The sequence below is a fragment of the Halocatena marina genome (genome assembly GCF_023276375.1).
Lineage (GTDB): Archaea > Halobacteriota > Halobacteria > Halobacteriales > Haloarculaceae > Halocatena > Halocatena marina.
Window position 1 is genome coordinate 2,291,469 of the sequence record NZ_JALLPK010000001.1, and the last position, 14,846, is coordinate 2,306,314.

Consider the following 14,846-nt stretch of genomic DNA (forward strand, 5'->3'; position numbering starts at 1 on the left):
CACTGCTGATAAGAACCGGGATATGGATGGTGTCTCAGACCGGTTCGAATCGGTATCCGTCCCACTCTTGACTTTCGGGTTCGCGGATGCCAGCACCGGGTTCGCGTAGTTCCTCGACGTAAACAGGACGGACCTCATCGCCGATCTCGACAGCGTCGGTTGTGAGCTGACCGAGCACGCGTACCGATTCGTCATCAACTGTGAACTCGACGATTGCGAGTGGATTCGGTGCTCGCACGCCAGGTGGCGTTGCGGTGCTCTTCGTCCACGTCACCACAGTCGCCGTGTGTTCGCTTAGATCGACGGTTCCGACCGGTTCACTCCCGTTCGGTCCAATCTGGTGGCCAGGATAGCTGATACTACCGTCCGCATACCGGGTCGCGTTCATCTCCTTCGAACTCATTGGTGTGCCTCCATGATGGTCGTGATGACACAGTTACCGAATCCACCGACGTTACAAGCGAGTCCGACATCGGCGTCGACCTGTCGCTTGCCAGCATCGCCGATGAGCTGTTTGTACACCTCGTATCCCTGTGCGACGCCGCTCGCGCCGAGTGGATGTCCCTTCGATTTGAGTCCGCCAGAGGTGTTGACCGGGAGCGACCCGTCCATCTCGGTGACTCCTTCTTCGATGCCTTCCCACGCCTGTCCTGGTTCGAAAAAGCCGAGTCCCTCACACTGGAGGAATTCGAGGATCGTGAACATATCGTGGAGTTCGGCGACATCGATGTCTTCTGGGTAGTAGCCGCTCATTTCGTACGCCTGCTGTCCACTTTCGACGACACCCCGCATCGTTGTCGGGTCAGCACGCTCGTGGACAACGTGGGTGTCCGTCGCTCCACCAATTCCTGCGATGGAAGCGTACGTGTCCGTCCATTCTGCAGCCGCATCGAGCGGGCAGAATAGGAGGGCAGCACTCCCGTCAGTTATCGGGCAGAAATCGTACAATCGGAGCGGATCGGCGACGATCGGTGATTCGAGGACGGTCTCGACCGAAACCTCCTTTTGGAACTGTGCGTGGGGGTTATTGACGCCGTTCGCGTGATTTTTCACCGCAACCTTCGCGAGACTTTCGCGCGGAGCGTCGTACGTATCGAGGTAGAGACGGGCAGTGAGACCCGCAAAGCTCGGTAGCGTGACGCCGTGTTTGTACTCGACAGGATGCGTGATCGAGGAAATAACGTCCGTCGTCTCGGATGTCGAACGGTGCGTCATCTTCTCTCCGCCGACGAGCAATGTCATATCACTCGTGCCAGAGGCAATCGACTGCCAGGCGGCGTAGATACCTGCTCCACCCGACGAAGAAGTCTGATCGACGCGCTGTGTGTACGCGGGCATCATTCCAAGATCGTGGACAAGGGAGTTTGGAACGCCTGTCATGCCCTCGAACTCACCGCTCGCCATGTTCGATACGTACAGGTGGTCGACCTCGCCCGGCGAAACGCCAGCATCAGTCAAACACTCTTTACCGGCTTGTGCGAGTAGTTCCCGAATCCATTCCTCTCGCTTCCCGAACTTCGTCATCGACGCGCCGATAATAGCAACATCCCTCATCTCAACGCCACCCCGTTCGTCCGGACATCTTCCACTCGTCACCGCGCTCGACTGTGCGCGGAAGCTCGTTCCGAGAGTGACAGCCATACCGTCCAGCGAGCGTCCAGCTGTCCGCAGTATCATCCGTCGCTAGGTCTGTGCCTGCAATCGAGCGATCACGAAGATACGCGCCGAGACACGCTACGAGCGCCGCTGCCTCGCCGTCAGTCGCGGTAGCTGGGACGACAATCCGCGCTTGCACGTCTTCGTCCGTTTCGCCGCTAGCATCAGAGTGGAGGTAGGAGCCGAAAGCGGAACGAGAGACAGAAACCGAATCGGTTCCATCTCCGTTGTCAAGCAGTTCTACCATTGGTTCTCCTGTTTTCGTAAGCATTTCAGTTGTGTTTGTTGCCATCAGAGTGGAATATTTCCGTGGTCTTTTGGTGGATTATCCACGCGCTTGCATTCGAGCAGATCAAGGTCATCGATGAGTCGCGCGCGAGTTTTCTTCGGTTCGATAACGTCGTCGATGTATCCGCGTTCGGCGGGTTTATAAGGATTTGCGAATTCCTCGCGGTAATCGTCCATTAGTTCTTCCCGTTTTGCGTCGGTATCATCAGCCGCCGTGAGTTCACGCCGATAGAGAATATTGACCGCTCCACGCGGTCCGAGTACAGCCATTTCGGCCATCGGCCACGCGTAGTTTCTGTCTGCTCCGAGGTATTTCGATCCCATCACGATATACGCCCCGCCATAGGCTTTCCGCGTGATGACTGTTAGCAGGGGTACGCTCGCTTCGGCGTAGGCATAGATGAGCTTCGCGCCGTGGCGAATGATACCGTTATGTTCCTGATCAGTACCGGGAAGGAAGCCGGGAGTGTCCACGATCGTAATGACCGGGATATTGTACGCATCGCAGAACCGAACGAACCGCGCGGTCTTCTCGCTGGCGTCGATATCGATGGTACCAGCCATCGCGCGCGGCTGGTTCGCAACGAGACCAACGGAGCGACCATCCATTCGGGCGAAGCCAACGACCATACTCCGAGCGTAGTCCCCGTGGATCTCAAAGAACGACTGATCGTCGACGATTTCTGCGATGACATCGACCGTGTCGTAGGGTTTTTTCGCATCGTTGGGAACGATCTCGTTGAGACGGTCACACGAACGGGTAGGATCATCCCACGGCTCGAGGACCGGTGGATCCTCCATATTGTTCTGGGGAAGATAGGAGAGGAGCTGACGGATGGAATCAAGTGCCTCGGTCTCACTCTCACACGCCATATGAGCCACTCCACTCGTGTCCGCGTGCGTGTCCGCCCCACCGAGTTCCGCCATCGAGATCTGCTCACCGGTTACCGTCTCGATCACGTCAGGACCGGTGATCATCATATGGCTCGTATCACGTACCATGAACGTAAAGTCAGTGAGAGCAGGCGAGTAGGTTGCCCCGCCCGCACACGGCCCCATAATGGCAGATATTTGCGGAACAACGCCGCTTGCATCGGTGTTGCGCTTGAAGATGCGAGCGAATCCAACCAACGAATCGACGCCCTCCTGAATGCGCGCTCCACCCGAGTCGTTGAGACCGATAATCGGAACACCAGCATCGACCGCTTGGTCCATCACCTTACAAACCTTGTCCGCGACGACTTCTCCAACCGAGCCACCAAGCACAGTAAAATCGTGGGCAAAGACGAACGTCTTACGACCGTTGACATCTCCGTAGCCGGTTACGACCGCATCACCTGAATAGGTCTTCTCATCCATCCCAAAGTTCGTACACCGGTGTTCGGTGAATGGGTCGATCTCACGGAACGTATCATCGTCGAGGAAATACTCGATTCGTTCGTGAGCGGTCATTTTCCCTTTCGAGTGTTGGGATTCGATCCGTTCTTTTCCCCCGCCCATGCGCGATATTTTACGACGGTTGCGGAGCTCTTCGATTGGCGTCAGTTCGTCTTTACTCTCCTCTAACAGTTGGCGCGACAGTTCCTTACTCATCGTTACCGCTCCATACCACCGGTTACTGAGAGAATCTGGCCGGTAATGTAGCTGGATCTGGGACCAGCAAGGAAACGGGCAACGCCCGTTATATCTTCGATGTCAGCGAATCGATCGAGCGGGATTCGCTCTAAGATACTCTCCTGAACGTGCTCGGGGACTGTCTCGAGCATATCGGTCTGAACAAATCCCGGAGCGATGCAGTTGGCAGTTGAACCGGACCGAGCCATTTCCAGCGCAAGGGTCCGCGTAAAGCCGAACATCCCACTTTTCGAGGCGGCGTAGTTTGCCTGCCCAAAGTTCCCCTTTCGACCAATCATTGAGGAGATGTTGATCAATCGGCCGTTGTTGGATTCGGTCAGATCGTCGAAGAACGCCTGCGTGCAGTTGAAAACACCTCCAAGATTAACCTCCATTACCGTATCCCAATCCTCACGGCTCATGTTGGTGAACTTCCCGTCCATCGTACATCCAGCGTTGTTCACTAAAATATCGGTTCGTCCGAACGCTGTTCGGGTCGTCTCACTCATCGCTCGTGTTTCCTCCGTATCGGAAACATCCGCTTGCACAGCAACCGCTTTGCTCCCAGATTCCTCAATGGCATCGACGACATTGTGTGCTTCTGCTTCCGATGAACGATAATTAACAACCACATTGGCACCGGCAGCCCCCAACTCTTCTGCGATCCCACGCCCGATACCACGAGAGGCACCAGTAACTACACACGTTTTATCTTCTAATAACATAGTATCTGATTCCATTTTAATTAGCCGTTGGTATTTTCTCCATTAAGAACAGTCATCAATCTCACGTAATGCGATTTTGCTCTTTTTGAGCGTACATTCACGTTAATAAACTCTAACATGGTTTTCACACATTCATTCGCACGGGATCGGCCATAATAAGTATATGTTCTGTTACCCTCTGCTCAACGTGGTGCAATAATGAATAGTCACCTCGAAAACAATAAATTCAGTTTGCGATTGATATCTGCGATCGCAACCAACAGCTACTTTGGGTGATCCTAGATATGGGTAACTACGGAATGACTGTAGACACGTGTGTGATCATCCCGACGATCAGGGAGTATGAGTGTGTACGGACGTACGTCGAAAACGCCCGCGAGCATGGCTTCGATCTCGACCGATTGTTCTTCTTGCTGGTCACAGAGGACTTCTGTGATACAGACGATATGGAAGCAATGCTCGAAGAAGAAGGCGTCTCCGGAGCCGTCTTCGATGGATCGCGCCGCGAGGCGTGGTACGAAGAGCAAGATGTTGTTGAGTTCTCGCATCTCGTTCCTGCTGCGAGCCACGCTGAGACTAGTTTCGGTCTGCTCTACATGTGGGAGAACCAACAGTACGAGTACGGGTTCTTCATCGACGACGACACACTCCCACACCCCGACTTCGACTTCTTCGGCCGTCACTTCGAGAACATCGCGTTCGAGGGTGAGATCGAAAGCGTCGCCTCTGATGAGCAGTGGGTGAACGTCCTCTACCAGAACTTCGACGAGCACGGATTGTATCCACGAGGATACCCCTACAGCGCAATGCACGAAAACGTCGACATCGGCACCGAACAGGTCGACGACGTCGTCGCCTCGCAGGGTCTTTGGACGAACGTCCCCGACCTCGACGCTGTGCGCATCCTCATGGATGGCGATCTTCAGGGACAGGCACAAACCCGTACCTCATCCGACGACTTCGATGGGGACTTCGTCGCCCGAGAGGGAGAGTACCTCACAGTCTGTTCAATGAACCTCGCGTTCCGTCGCGAAGTTGTGCCCGCATTCTATCAGCTCCCGATGGACGACAATCCGTGGGAAGTCGGCCGATTCGACGACATCTGGAGTGGTGTCTTCTTGAAACGGGCCTGCGACATCCTCGGCAAACAGATCTACAACGGATACCCGTTGTGTGAACACAACAAGGCGCCACGATCGACGTTCGACGATCTCAACAACGAAGTTCCTGCGCTCGAACTGAACGAGCACGTCTGGGAGATCGTCGATGCGGTCGGAGACGACGCGACCTCCTACGCAGAGGCGTTCGACGCCATGGCGAGTGCACTCGTCGAACACGACGGCGACTACAACAACGACGACTTCCTCGTGTACGTCGGAGAATACATGCACGAGTGGCTCGACTGCCTCGATGAACTCGCGCCCGTTGAAACCGAACGAACGCGAGCGAGCGTCACTGCTACCGACGACTAGCACAGAATCGGCAAGCAGAAGTGTTTTGTACACCATCATGTAGTGAACTGGTGTTTGAGAACACAGCGACTGGGACGCGTTCGATGCTGCTTCCAACGAAACGGATGGATGATGGTGTATCACCGTTGTGCTCGATGGAGGTGGCTGCTATTAGCCACTTCATCCAGCCAACACGTTTGAGCACGCCCGAGCGTTTCGATCGTCACCGACATCTACAGAACGACGCGCGAATGAGCTTACGATACGAATTCGATTCCGCCGACGAGGTCGACCACCGAGAGAATCACACCACAAACCGAAGCGGTGGCAGCGACACGACCATCGATTGCGATCACGATCACGACCACGCTCGTGGGTGCACAACTCACGTCGGTACGGGCGGATATTTCACTATCACAGCTATCGACAGCAGGTTCTATGGAGTGGACTAAGCGTAGATTCCGTCTTGCTGTTGGGTTCCTCTCGGTTCTTGCTGGAGGGGTAGTATTCCTCATTGGTCACGAGGTGTTCCCCTATCTATCACACAACCACGACGAAGGCGTCTATCTCCAGCAGGCTTCGATGCTCCTCCACGGGAAGCTCTGGTATACGACTGATTTCCCGGCTGCCTTTCGACCGTGGTTTTTCGTTCAGGATGGAAATCGGCTGTATCCGAAGTACACGCCGGTTGCCGCGCTCATGTACGCGCCGGGTGTCGCGTTGGGCGTTCCTCGACTGATGCTCTCGGTGATTGCGGCGGGCAACGTTGCCCTCGTTGGGCTTCTCGGGCGTGAAGCATTCGATCGACCGACGGGCGTCCTCGCTACTGGGATTGCGCTCACGACGCCATTTTTCCTGATCATCTCAGCGACGTTCATGGCGTATGCGCCGACAACGTTGCTGAACCTCTTGTTCGCGTTCGGGTATATCCGGATGTTTCGAAGTCAGAGCCGCCGGTACGCTGTGCTCGCAGGCGCAGCCATCGGACTCGCGTTCTTCTCTCGCCCGTATACAGCCGTTCTGTTCGCCACTCCCTTCCTCATTCATGCGGTACTCACGGTAGGACGTCACGCCCGTGAGCGAAACATTTGGACACCAATAATTGAGCGAGAAGCGATCGTTGCGCTTTTCGGCGTGTTGGGGGTGGGACTTGCACTCACGTACAATCATGTGGTGACGGGCGATGCACTCGTCTTCCCGTATCAGGCGTTCGCGCCGCTTGATGGGTTGGGATTCGGTCGGCGAAGGATTCTCCAGCACACGACTGTGTACTCGGCTGATCTCGCATGGCGTGTGAACAAGCACCTCGTAGCCGAACTCTTCACGCGATGGACTACCGCCGCTCCGATTGGAGCCACTGTCGCTGCGATTGGTCTCTTTCCGGTTGCACTTCGCTATCGGGAGCGCCATACGTCCCCGATCTCTGATCTTACACTCCGGCTCGCCATTCTCGGTGTCTGCATCACGGTCATCGTCGGAAATATCTACTTCTGGGGGACGCTCAACAGCCTCGCAACGATTGCAGATCCAACCGACGGATTCATGGCGGTATTTGGTCCGTACTACCACTTCGATCTCGTGCTTCCGCTGTCCGTATTCGGTAGCGCCGGTGTGCTCTGGCTCGGTCGATCGATCCGATCGGCCCTTTCGGTGCGCCTCTCGACACAGAGCGTGCGTGCAGTCATCATCGTGTTGTTGGTTGTCTCAGCACCGATTCTCGCGGGCGCAGAATACGCTCGGATGGAAGAGCCGATCGGGAAGAATCTGGGTGGTATCGAACAACAATCTGAGCTGTACGCTCCCTTCGAGAACGAAAGTTTAGACAATGCGCTCGTCCTGTTCCCGGTCCCGTACGGGCCGTGGCTGTCACACCCGTTCCAATGGCTCCGAAACGGGGGCTCGCTCGAAGATGGAGATATTCTATACGCACAGAATCTCGGACCGGCCACAGATTTCGGTCTTATCGACGCCTATCCCAACCGATCACACTATCGATTTACGTACCGAGGAAAATGGCCCGGCAACGTTATGCCGCATCTCCAGCCACTCAGCATCCGGAACGGCACGAGCCACCAGCTCACAACAACTGTTGGTACCGTTGGACAGCCAACAGCGGTTCGGCTTACGGTCGATGATGACCGGATCGTCCGGTTCCGGTATCCCACAAACGTATCCCGACCGCCAGAAAACGAACAGTTCGACGTTCGCTGGAGCGTGAACGGAACACACGTTCGATTGGAAACGATCAACGGAACGCCTGTCGAGGCAGAGACGACAAACACGAGCGTCCAAGAACCACTGAGTGGGCAAGCGATAGTTCCGACGACACCCGACGGATATCCCTCCGATACGATTGCTATCGACGGACCAACGTTCGTCCAACTGACGATGACGTTCGTGAAACCAAACCATAACACCGTCACATACCGCTACGCTATGGGTGTCGATGCGAACAACGAAAGCGCCCGGCTTCTCTGGCCCGGTTCACCAAAGGTGTGTCAGGGGTCGCGTCACTGTGGTCACGAGGGGATGTACATCCCAGAAGGTGAGTATCCCGACGGAATCACCACGAACACGACCGTCCAGACACGGTAACGAAGCAGGGTTATCGGAGATGTTCTTCGAAACAGACCTTGACGATCGACTTCGCGATAGCCGCACCACCTTCGATCGGGTCGAGCTTCGTCTCTCCTCGGCGTTCGCGGTACGTGATCGGCGCTTCGCGCACCCGGTAATCACGCATCACTGGCCGGATGAGTAATTCAGCTGAGAGACCAGTGTTTTCGGTCCATTCGATCTGTTGGATAACTTCACGCCGGTAGGCACGCATTCCCGTCGTCGTGTCGTGAACGCGTGTTCCCATCAACACACTGGCGATGAGGGCAAACGTCGCGTTCCCAAGGCGGTTGAATGCTGGCATTTCCCGCGCTCCGTGGTACAGTCGGTCACCGCTGACCACGTCGTATCCCTCATTGATCAACGAGAGGAACTCCGGGAGGGCATCCATCGGATAGGTGTCATCACAATCGGTCGTAACGACGATCGGTCGATCAGCACTCAGAACTGCCTCGCGCACTGCGACGCCGTATCCCTGTGGTTCCTGCTCAATGACACGTGCGCCGTGTTCGCGGGCGATTTCTGGCGTACGGTCGCTCGAACCATCGACACAGATTGCTTCAGCTCGGCCGTCTGTGACACGATCTATGTCTTCAAGGACGACACCAATCGACTCCTCTTCGTTGTACGTCCCCATTACGACACTGAGATCATCGAATGTGAACTGCTCGGATTTCGTTTCTTGTTGCATTACCCGCTACTCGGCCCAGCGTACACTTCAGCGTTATCAAGCGCGCCGAGCAATACCGAATCTCAACGTATATCATAGCGCCAACGGATTAGGTCCCAAACGTCTGCAAACGGACTTCAGCCACCGATAATGAAAAGTATTCTATATATTTTGCAAATTTAAACTCTTCGATATAATTCCACGCACGATGATATCCACTAAACCATACTATCAACCAATGTTTATTTACAGTATCTTTATATAGATGAAAAATTATTTATCGACAGAACCACCGAGTAATAGCGTGAACGGATGTATCACAAATCCTATTATCGCCCGAGGAGGTAGCACGGGAATGCAGTACGTTGTGCGTGGACTAGACTTCCGTGTGAGTAGCCCGTCGACGGAACGAGTAAACTGGATTCCAAGCACCCCTCTCGCCGTGGGAACTCCCGAGACAGCACTTCCGGGATCGGTCGCTGACCGGAGTCGATCCGTTCGCATATTACAATGACAGACAGTCGAGATCTATCAACACACACAGAGCCACTCCGGGCGCTTCCGGATGACGAGGAGATATTCGACCCGCTCATGAACCTGCGACGTCGGACGATCATTCGCTATATGAGCCACCTGCCGCCGGATGCCGCCGTCGAGACAGCGGAACTCGCGCGGGTATGCGCGGCTGTCGAACGGGATCTTCCGCTCCACAAAGTCAACCATCGAACGTACCGCCACGCCTATCAGGCGGTGCGCCAGCGGGATATACAGCGGCTGGCGGACGCCGAAATCCTCGACAGACACGACAGAGACACAATCACGCGCGGAGAGCGTTTCGCGTACTTCATCGAACTGCTCGACGCGATTGATGACCATCTTTAATAAATAGCCAGCGTGAGACGGACGTACAGAGACCGCTTACCGGAAATGCTTTCGGGTAACGGACGTATTTTCCACTTCGACATTAACTAATCGTATGAATGAATCTGTTGATATCAATCCAAAAAGAGTTGTACAAATGGTCGTCTGGTTTCTCGTTACATCGTTGTGTCTATTCGTTGCATACGACTATTGGGTAACGCAGGGACAGACAGACGTCTTTTTCACGATAATTGGTGGTTTTCTGTTTCTTTTTGCGCTCGTGTCGATCCCGGTGTTCGTCACTCGTTACAGGTAGAAGTGCTTTGCCCGCCTACTGTTTTCGTCCGATCGACGATTGGACCCGCAGGTATACACAACTGGGTACCGTACTCGAACCATGGAATACGTCACCCTCCGAGGAGAGAAAATCCCGAAGGTAGGTCTCGGAACGTGGCGACTGACGGGCGAAGACTGTCGTCAGGCCATCGCAACAGCGATCAATCTCGGATATCGACACATCGACACCGCACAAGTCTACGGGAACGAGCGAGAAATTGGCGACGCGATCCGTGCGAGCAAAATCGACCGCGACAAACTCTTTTTGACGACGAAGCTCGGGGGACAGAACTACGGCCACGACGCTGTGCTACGCTCGACTGAAGAAAGTCTCGCTAAACTCAACACCGACTACATCGATCTGTTGTTGATTCACTGGCCTGCAGATCGCATTCCGATCGGAACGACGCCGCTCGCGGAAACGCTCGGTGCGATGAACGAACTCGTTGAGAACGGCACTGTCCGACATATCGGAGTCAGTAATTTCGACATCGATCGGCTTGACGAAGCACGCAACCTCTCAGAAGCGCCGATCTTGACCAATCAAGTGCAGTATCACCCATTCTGGGATCAGACACGACTGCTCGAATACTGTCAAATACACGATGTTATTCTCACTGCGTACAGTCCATTCGGTCACGGAGGCGCGTTGGACGATGGAGTGCTCGTCGAAATCGGAGACCGGTACGGAAAGTCGAGCGCGCAAGTTGCGCTCCGGTGGCTAATTCAACAAGAGATGGTCTGTACCATCCCGAAGGCGACCAGCTACGAGCATCTCAAAGCGAATTTTGCGGTGTTCGACTTCGAACTCACAGACGAAGAGATGAAAAACATCTATCGTCCCTCGAAACTCCGAACGGTGTCTGGGTTCGTCAAATCACGACTTCCAGATCCGCGTCGATAAGCAAGTTGCTGGAGAATCGTTCTTGACCCCCGCTCGTAACCGTACGTGGTAGATTCATGAATTTTCCATAGAACCATCGGATATTTTATTCGTCGCGTTCGTAGAGATAGTATGGTCTTCGAACTCACGGAGAACGCTTGGCAGGTCGATTTGACCGGTGTGAATGCGTATCTTCTCGACGACGGAGGGACGCTGACACTCGTTGACGGGGGGACACCGTGGGGAATCTCAAAGCTCATGCGAGAGATCGAGGAGACAGAGTACACGCTCAACAGCATCGACCGTGTTTTGCTCACGCATTATGACATCGACCACGTTGGCGGACTCATTCGTCTTGGAATTGAAGCACCAGTGTACGTCGGGATGCCCGATGGGGCCTTTCTCACTGGACAACGAAAGCCACCACTCACGAACTCGAAAGGCGCTCTGCAACGCGCACTCAGACCGTTCATGCGCGGACACGATCTCTCGATCGAGCCGGTTGAGGACGGTGACGAGATCGGGAGCTTTACCGCATATCACACGCCAGGGCACACCCCGGGCCACATAGCTTATATGAGTGAATCACTCTCACTCGGGTTTGTCGGCGATTTAATCATCGAGCGCAGGGGGGAACTCATCCCGTCACCGTGGTATCTCAGCTACGATTCCGGACAAGCCAAAGAGAGTATTTTGGATCTCGCCGATCGGCAGCCAGCAGTCGAAACGATCGGCTTCGGACACGGAGTACCGTTTCTCAAAAATGGCAGTGTTCGATTGGCAGAACTCGGCCAATCGATAGCGTGATCCAAACGACCGATTATTGTGAGGTTGAGATCAATTCGTCTGCGACGGTTTCCGGAGCTATCAGCTCGGGATCGACTATGAGTCCAGCCGTTGCGCGAGCGAACTCCGGAAGCGAATCGTGGACGTACGCGACAACACGGAGGTCAGGAGTGATCTCGCGGGCGACCGGAATCGAAGTAGCGAGCACGGAGTTGGTGACAATCAGCAGGTCGGCCGTTTCGATGCCCGCATCGAGGAGTTGTTCTCGTGACGCCGTCCCTTCCGCGTGCGCGACGGAGACGCCGTTAGCATCGAGTGCATCTCCCAGTCCGTCTTCATCAGGGCCAATAACGATAGCGTTCATCACTCGTACTCGATGGTCGCAGGGGGTTTGTGTGTAACGTCATAGAGCACGCGAGAGACGTTCGGGAGTGTTCCCGTAATCCGGCTCTGGATGCGCTGAAGCGTCTCCCAATCGAGTTCCTGCGCTCGGGCGGTCATCCCGTCACGACTCTCGACGGATCGAACTGCAACGACGTATCCGTGAACACGATTGTCTCCTTTCACGCCCGTTGCCTTTCCGAGCACCGCTGCGAACGCCTGCCACGGCTCGTATGATTCGAGTTCGTCCTCGACGACAGCAGTCGCTTCGCGGGCGACCGTGAGTTTCTCGCTTGTGATTTCGCCGACGATGCGGACCGCAAGTCCTGGTCCGGGAAACGGCATCCGTTCGGCGACGATCGCTTCGAGACCGAGGGTGCGAGCCACATCCCGGACCTCGTCCTTGTACAGATCTCGAACGGGTTCGACGATGCCCTCGAAATCGACTCTCTCGGGGAGTCCACCGACGTTGTGGTGTGATTTGATGTTTCCTTCACTTTCGATACGATCCGGGTAGATCGTACCCTGCACGAGGTAGTCAGCGTCTGATTCGCGGGCTTCGCGCTCGAACTCGCGGATGAATTGCTCGCCAATTGCGTGGCGCTTTTCCTCCGGGTCAGTGACACCTGAAAGGGCATCGAGGAACCGATCCTGTGCTTCGACGATGCGGAGGCTCTCCATATACGCGAATGTCTCCCGGATCTGGTCTGTCTCGCCTTTGCGCATCAGTCCAGTGTCGACGTACACCGGAATGAGTTGATCGCCGATGGCCTCGTAGGCGAGCGCGGCAGCGACCGAAGAGTCAACGCCACCCGAGAGTGCAATAACTGCGTTTGCGTCTCCGATCTCCTCGCGGAGTTCTTCGACGGCGTCCTCGATGAACTGCTCAGCGTCGACCATTATCTGGTCACCTCCATTTCGGTTGTATCGTCACGATCAAGCACGGCATCAATCAGTCCGAGAAACGGCGGACTGGCCCGCCCGGGCCGCGATCGGAACTCGGGATGGAACTGTGTTCCCACGAAATACGGATGCTCGGGCAGTTCGAGAACCTCCATCCGGTTGTCTACCCGGCCAGAAAAGCACAGGCCAGCATCTTCTAACTGCGCGATGTACTCGGGATTTACCTCATAGCGGTGACGGTGACGTTCGATACACTCATCATCGTACAGCTCGGCGGCGAGCGTTCCCGGCTGGATAGTCGTTTCGTACGTTCCAAGACGCATCGTCCCACCCATATCATCGATGTCGTACTGCTCTGGGAGCAGGTCGATGACGGGATACGGTGTGTCGGTGTCGAATTCGCTCGAATGTGCCATTTCGAGACCCACGATATTGCGGGCATACTCCACAACGGCAAGCTGAAAGCCGAGACACAGACCGAGATACGGGACATTATTCTCGCGGGCGTAGCGGATAGCATCGATCTTCCCCTCGGTTCCCCGAGAGCCGAAGCCACCGGGCACGATGATACCATCGGCGTCTTTCAGCCGTGTTTCGTGTTTGGGACCCATCTCGTCTGAATCCACCCACTGGACGTTCACGTCAGCGCGGTGTTCCAGCCCGGCGTGTTTGAGCGCCTCATACACCGAGAGGTAGGCGTCTTCCATCGCGTACTTTCCGACGAGTGCGATCTCGACTTCGTGCTCGCTGTCACGGGTAACGATATCTCGCCAGCGATTTTCTCGCTCTGGTTTCGGGATCGCTCGCTCTGTGAGACCGAGCTGGTCCATCACGTATTCGTCAAGTCCCTCTTCTTCGATCATCAACGGGACGAAGTAGATATCCTCGGCGTCAGGGTTCGAAAACACAGCTTCGATCGGAACGTCACAGAACAGCGCGATCTTCTCTCTCGTTTCGGGGTAGAGTCGGTCGCTACACCGCCCGACGAGAATATCCGGCTGGAGACCAATGCTTCGTAGTTCTTTGACGCTGTGTTGTGTCGGCTTCGTCTTTTGTTCACCGTTTTTCGAGTACGGAACGAGCGTTACGTGCGTGAGAAGGAAATCGTCCGGATCTTGCTCGTGGACGAACTGACGGATTGCTTCGAGAAACGGCATGCTCTCGATGTCACCCACCGTCCCACCAATTTCGACGATGCAGACGTCGTGACCCTCGGCAGCCTCGCGGATGCGACGCTTGATATCATCAGAGATGTGCGGAATGATCTGGACGGTCTTTCCGAGATAATCCCCAGCGCGCTCTTTCTCGATGACGTGCTGGTAGACTTTCCCGGTCGTTACGTTGTGATCAGAAGTCATATCGATGTCGAGAAATCGCTCGTAATTACCGAGATCGAGATCAACCTCCCCGCCGTCCTTCAAGACGTACACCTCCCCGTGTTGGAAAGGGTTCATCGTTCCCGCATCAACGTTCAGATACGGATCAATTTTGACGGCGGTGACATCAAATCCAGCGTTGGAAAGTAGCCGGCCGGTGCTCGCGGCCGTGATCCCCTTACCAAGCCCCGACATCACGCCACCTGTGACGAAAATGAATTTATTCCCTAAAGAAGGGTCGTAGCTCCTAGGTGCTGTCGGCATACTGACCGTGGGCCATTATTGGTGAAAACGGTTTCG

The 14,846-nt window shown here is 55.2% G+C and carries 15 protein-coding genes; 6 read left to right on the forward strand and 9 right to left on the reverse strand.

Annotated features, from left to right (window positions below; genetic code table 11):
- Positions 1-34: 34 nt before the first annotated feature.
- The 5 genes from MW898_RS10350 to MW898_RS10370 are packed head-to-tail and all read right to left on the reverse strand — an operon-like array spanning position 35 to position 4,283.
- A complete protein-coding gene (locus MW898_RS10350; protein WP_248906965.1) occupies positions 35-403 on the reverse strand; it encodes a Zn-ribbon domain-containing OB-fold protein in 369 nt (122 codons plus the stop codon).
- The gene (locus MW898_RS10355; RefSeq protein ID WP_248909748.1) at positions 400-1,554 is read right to left on the reverse strand and encodes a thiolase family protein; all 1,155 of its coding nucleotides are present in this window, start codon (positions 1,552-1,554) and stop codon (positions 400-402) included. The genes MW898_RS10350 and MW898_RS10355 overlap by 4 nt, the downstream gene beginning before the upstream one ends.
- Position 1,555: 1 nt before the next feature.
- Entirely contained in the window at positions 1,556-1,948 is a 393-nt protein-coding gene (locus MW898_RS10360; RefSeq protein ID WP_248906966.1) for a DUF8022 family protein, read from the reverse strand.
- Positions 1,948-3,537, reverse strand: coding sequence for an acyl-CoA carboxylase subunit beta (locus tag MW898_RS10365; protein ID WP_248906968.1), 1,590 nt, complete (start codon positions 3,535-3,537; stop codon positions 1,948-1,950). Before MW898_RS10365 ends, MW898_RS10360 begins: the two co-directional genes overlap by 1 nt.
- A gap of 2 nt (positions 3,538-3,539) precedes the next feature.
- Positions 3,540-4,283, reverse strand: a complete 744-nt coding sequence (locus MW898_RS10370; RefSeq protein ID WP_248909749.1) for a beta-ketoacyl-ACP reductase — start codon at positions 4,281-4,283, stop codon at positions 3,540-3,542.
- Between the two features lie 299 nt (positions 4,284-4,582).
- Between MW898_RS10370 and MW898_RS10375 the strand changes: the two genes are divergently transcribed.
- From MW898_RS10375 to MW898_RS10385, 3 genes are read left to right on the forward strand one after another with little or no spacing between them, the layout of a single operon-like run.
- Positions 4,583-5,755, forward strand: coding sequence for an alpha-1 4-glucan-protein synthase (locus tag MW898_RS10375; RefSeq protein WP_248909750.1), 1,173 nt, complete (start codon positions 4,583-4,585; stop codon positions 5,753-5,755).
- A 50-nt stretch (positions 5,756-5,805) separates the two neighbouring features.
- Positions 5,806-6,186 carry a hypothetical protein gene (locus tag MW898_RS10380; RefSeq protein ID WP_248906970.1) on the forward strand — a complete coding sequence of 127 codons (381 nt, stop codon included), beginning with the start codon at positions 5,806-5,808 and terminating at the stop codon, positions 6,184-6,186.
- Positions 6,173-8,329, forward strand: a complete 2,157-nt coding sequence (locus MW898_RS10385; RefSeq protein WP_248906972.1) for a DUF7846 domain-containing protein — start codon at positions 6,173-6,175, stop codon at positions 8,327-8,329. The genes MW898_RS10380 and MW898_RS10385 overlap by 14 nt, the downstream gene beginning before the upstream one ends.
- Before the next feature lie 10 nt (positions 8,330-8,339).
- Here MW898_RS10385 and MW898_RS10390 read toward each other — a convergent pair whose 3' ends face one another.
- Positions 8,340-9,041 carry a dolichyl-phosphate hexose transferase gene (locus tag MW898_RS10390; RefSeq protein WP_248906974.1) on the reverse strand — a complete coding sequence of 234 codons (702 nt, stop codon included), beginning with the start codon at positions 9,039-9,041 and terminating at the stop codon, positions 8,340-8,342.
- Between the two features lie 489 nt (positions 9,042-9,530).
- On the opposite strand from MW898_RS10390, the gene MW898_RS10395 reads away from it, so the two are divergent.
- The 3 genes from MW898_RS10395 (at position 9,531) to MW898_RS10405 (ending at position 11,907) form a co-directional block, all read left to right on the forward strand.
- Entirely contained in the window at positions 9,531-9,902 is a 372-nt protein-coding gene (locus MW898_RS10395) for a DUF7344 domain-containing protein (protein WP_248906976.1), read from the forward strand.
- 376 nt (positions 9,903-10,278) lie between these two features.
- A complete protein-coding gene (locus tag MW898_RS10400) occupies positions 10,279-11,121 on the forward strand; it encodes an aldo/keto reductase (protein ID WP_248906979.1) in 843 nt (280 codons plus the stop codon).
- 111 nt (positions 11,122-11,232) lie between these two features.
- A complete protein-coding gene (locus tag MW898_RS10405; RefSeq protein ID WP_248906980.1) occupies positions 11,233-11,907 on the forward strand; it encodes an MBL fold metallo-hydrolase in 675 nt (224 codons plus the stop codon).
- A 13-nt stretch (positions 11,908-11,920) separates the two neighbouring features.
- Here MW898_RS10405 and MW898_RS10410 read toward each other — a convergent pair whose 3' ends face one another.
- The 3 genes from MW898_RS10410 to pyrG are packed head-to-tail and all read right to left on the reverse strand — an operon-like array spanning position 11,921 to position 14,810.
- Positions 11,921-12,250, reverse strand: a complete 330-nt coding sequence (locus tag MW898_RS10410) for a DUF7126 family protein (protein ID WP_248906982.1) — start codon at positions 12,248-12,250, stop codon at positions 11,921-11,923.
- Positions 12,250-13,167 carry a glutamine-hydrolyzing GMP synthase gene (gene guaA / locus MW898_RS10415; protein WP_248906984.1) on the reverse strand — a complete coding sequence of 306 codons (918 nt, stop codon included), beginning with the start codon at positions 13,165-13,167 and terminating at the stop codon, positions 12,250-12,252. The genes MW898_RS10410 and guaA overlap by 1 nt, the downstream gene beginning before the upstream one ends.
- Positions 13,167-14,810 (reverse strand): glutamine hydrolyzing CTP synthase, encoded by a 1,644-nt coding sequence (pyrG, locus tag MW898_RS10420; RefSeq protein ID WP_248906986.1) that lies wholly within the window; start codon positions 14,808-14,810, stop codon positions 13,167-13,169. The genes guaA and pyrG overlap by 1 nt, the downstream gene beginning before the upstream one ends.
- Positions 14,811-14,846 lie beyond the last annotated feature (36 nt).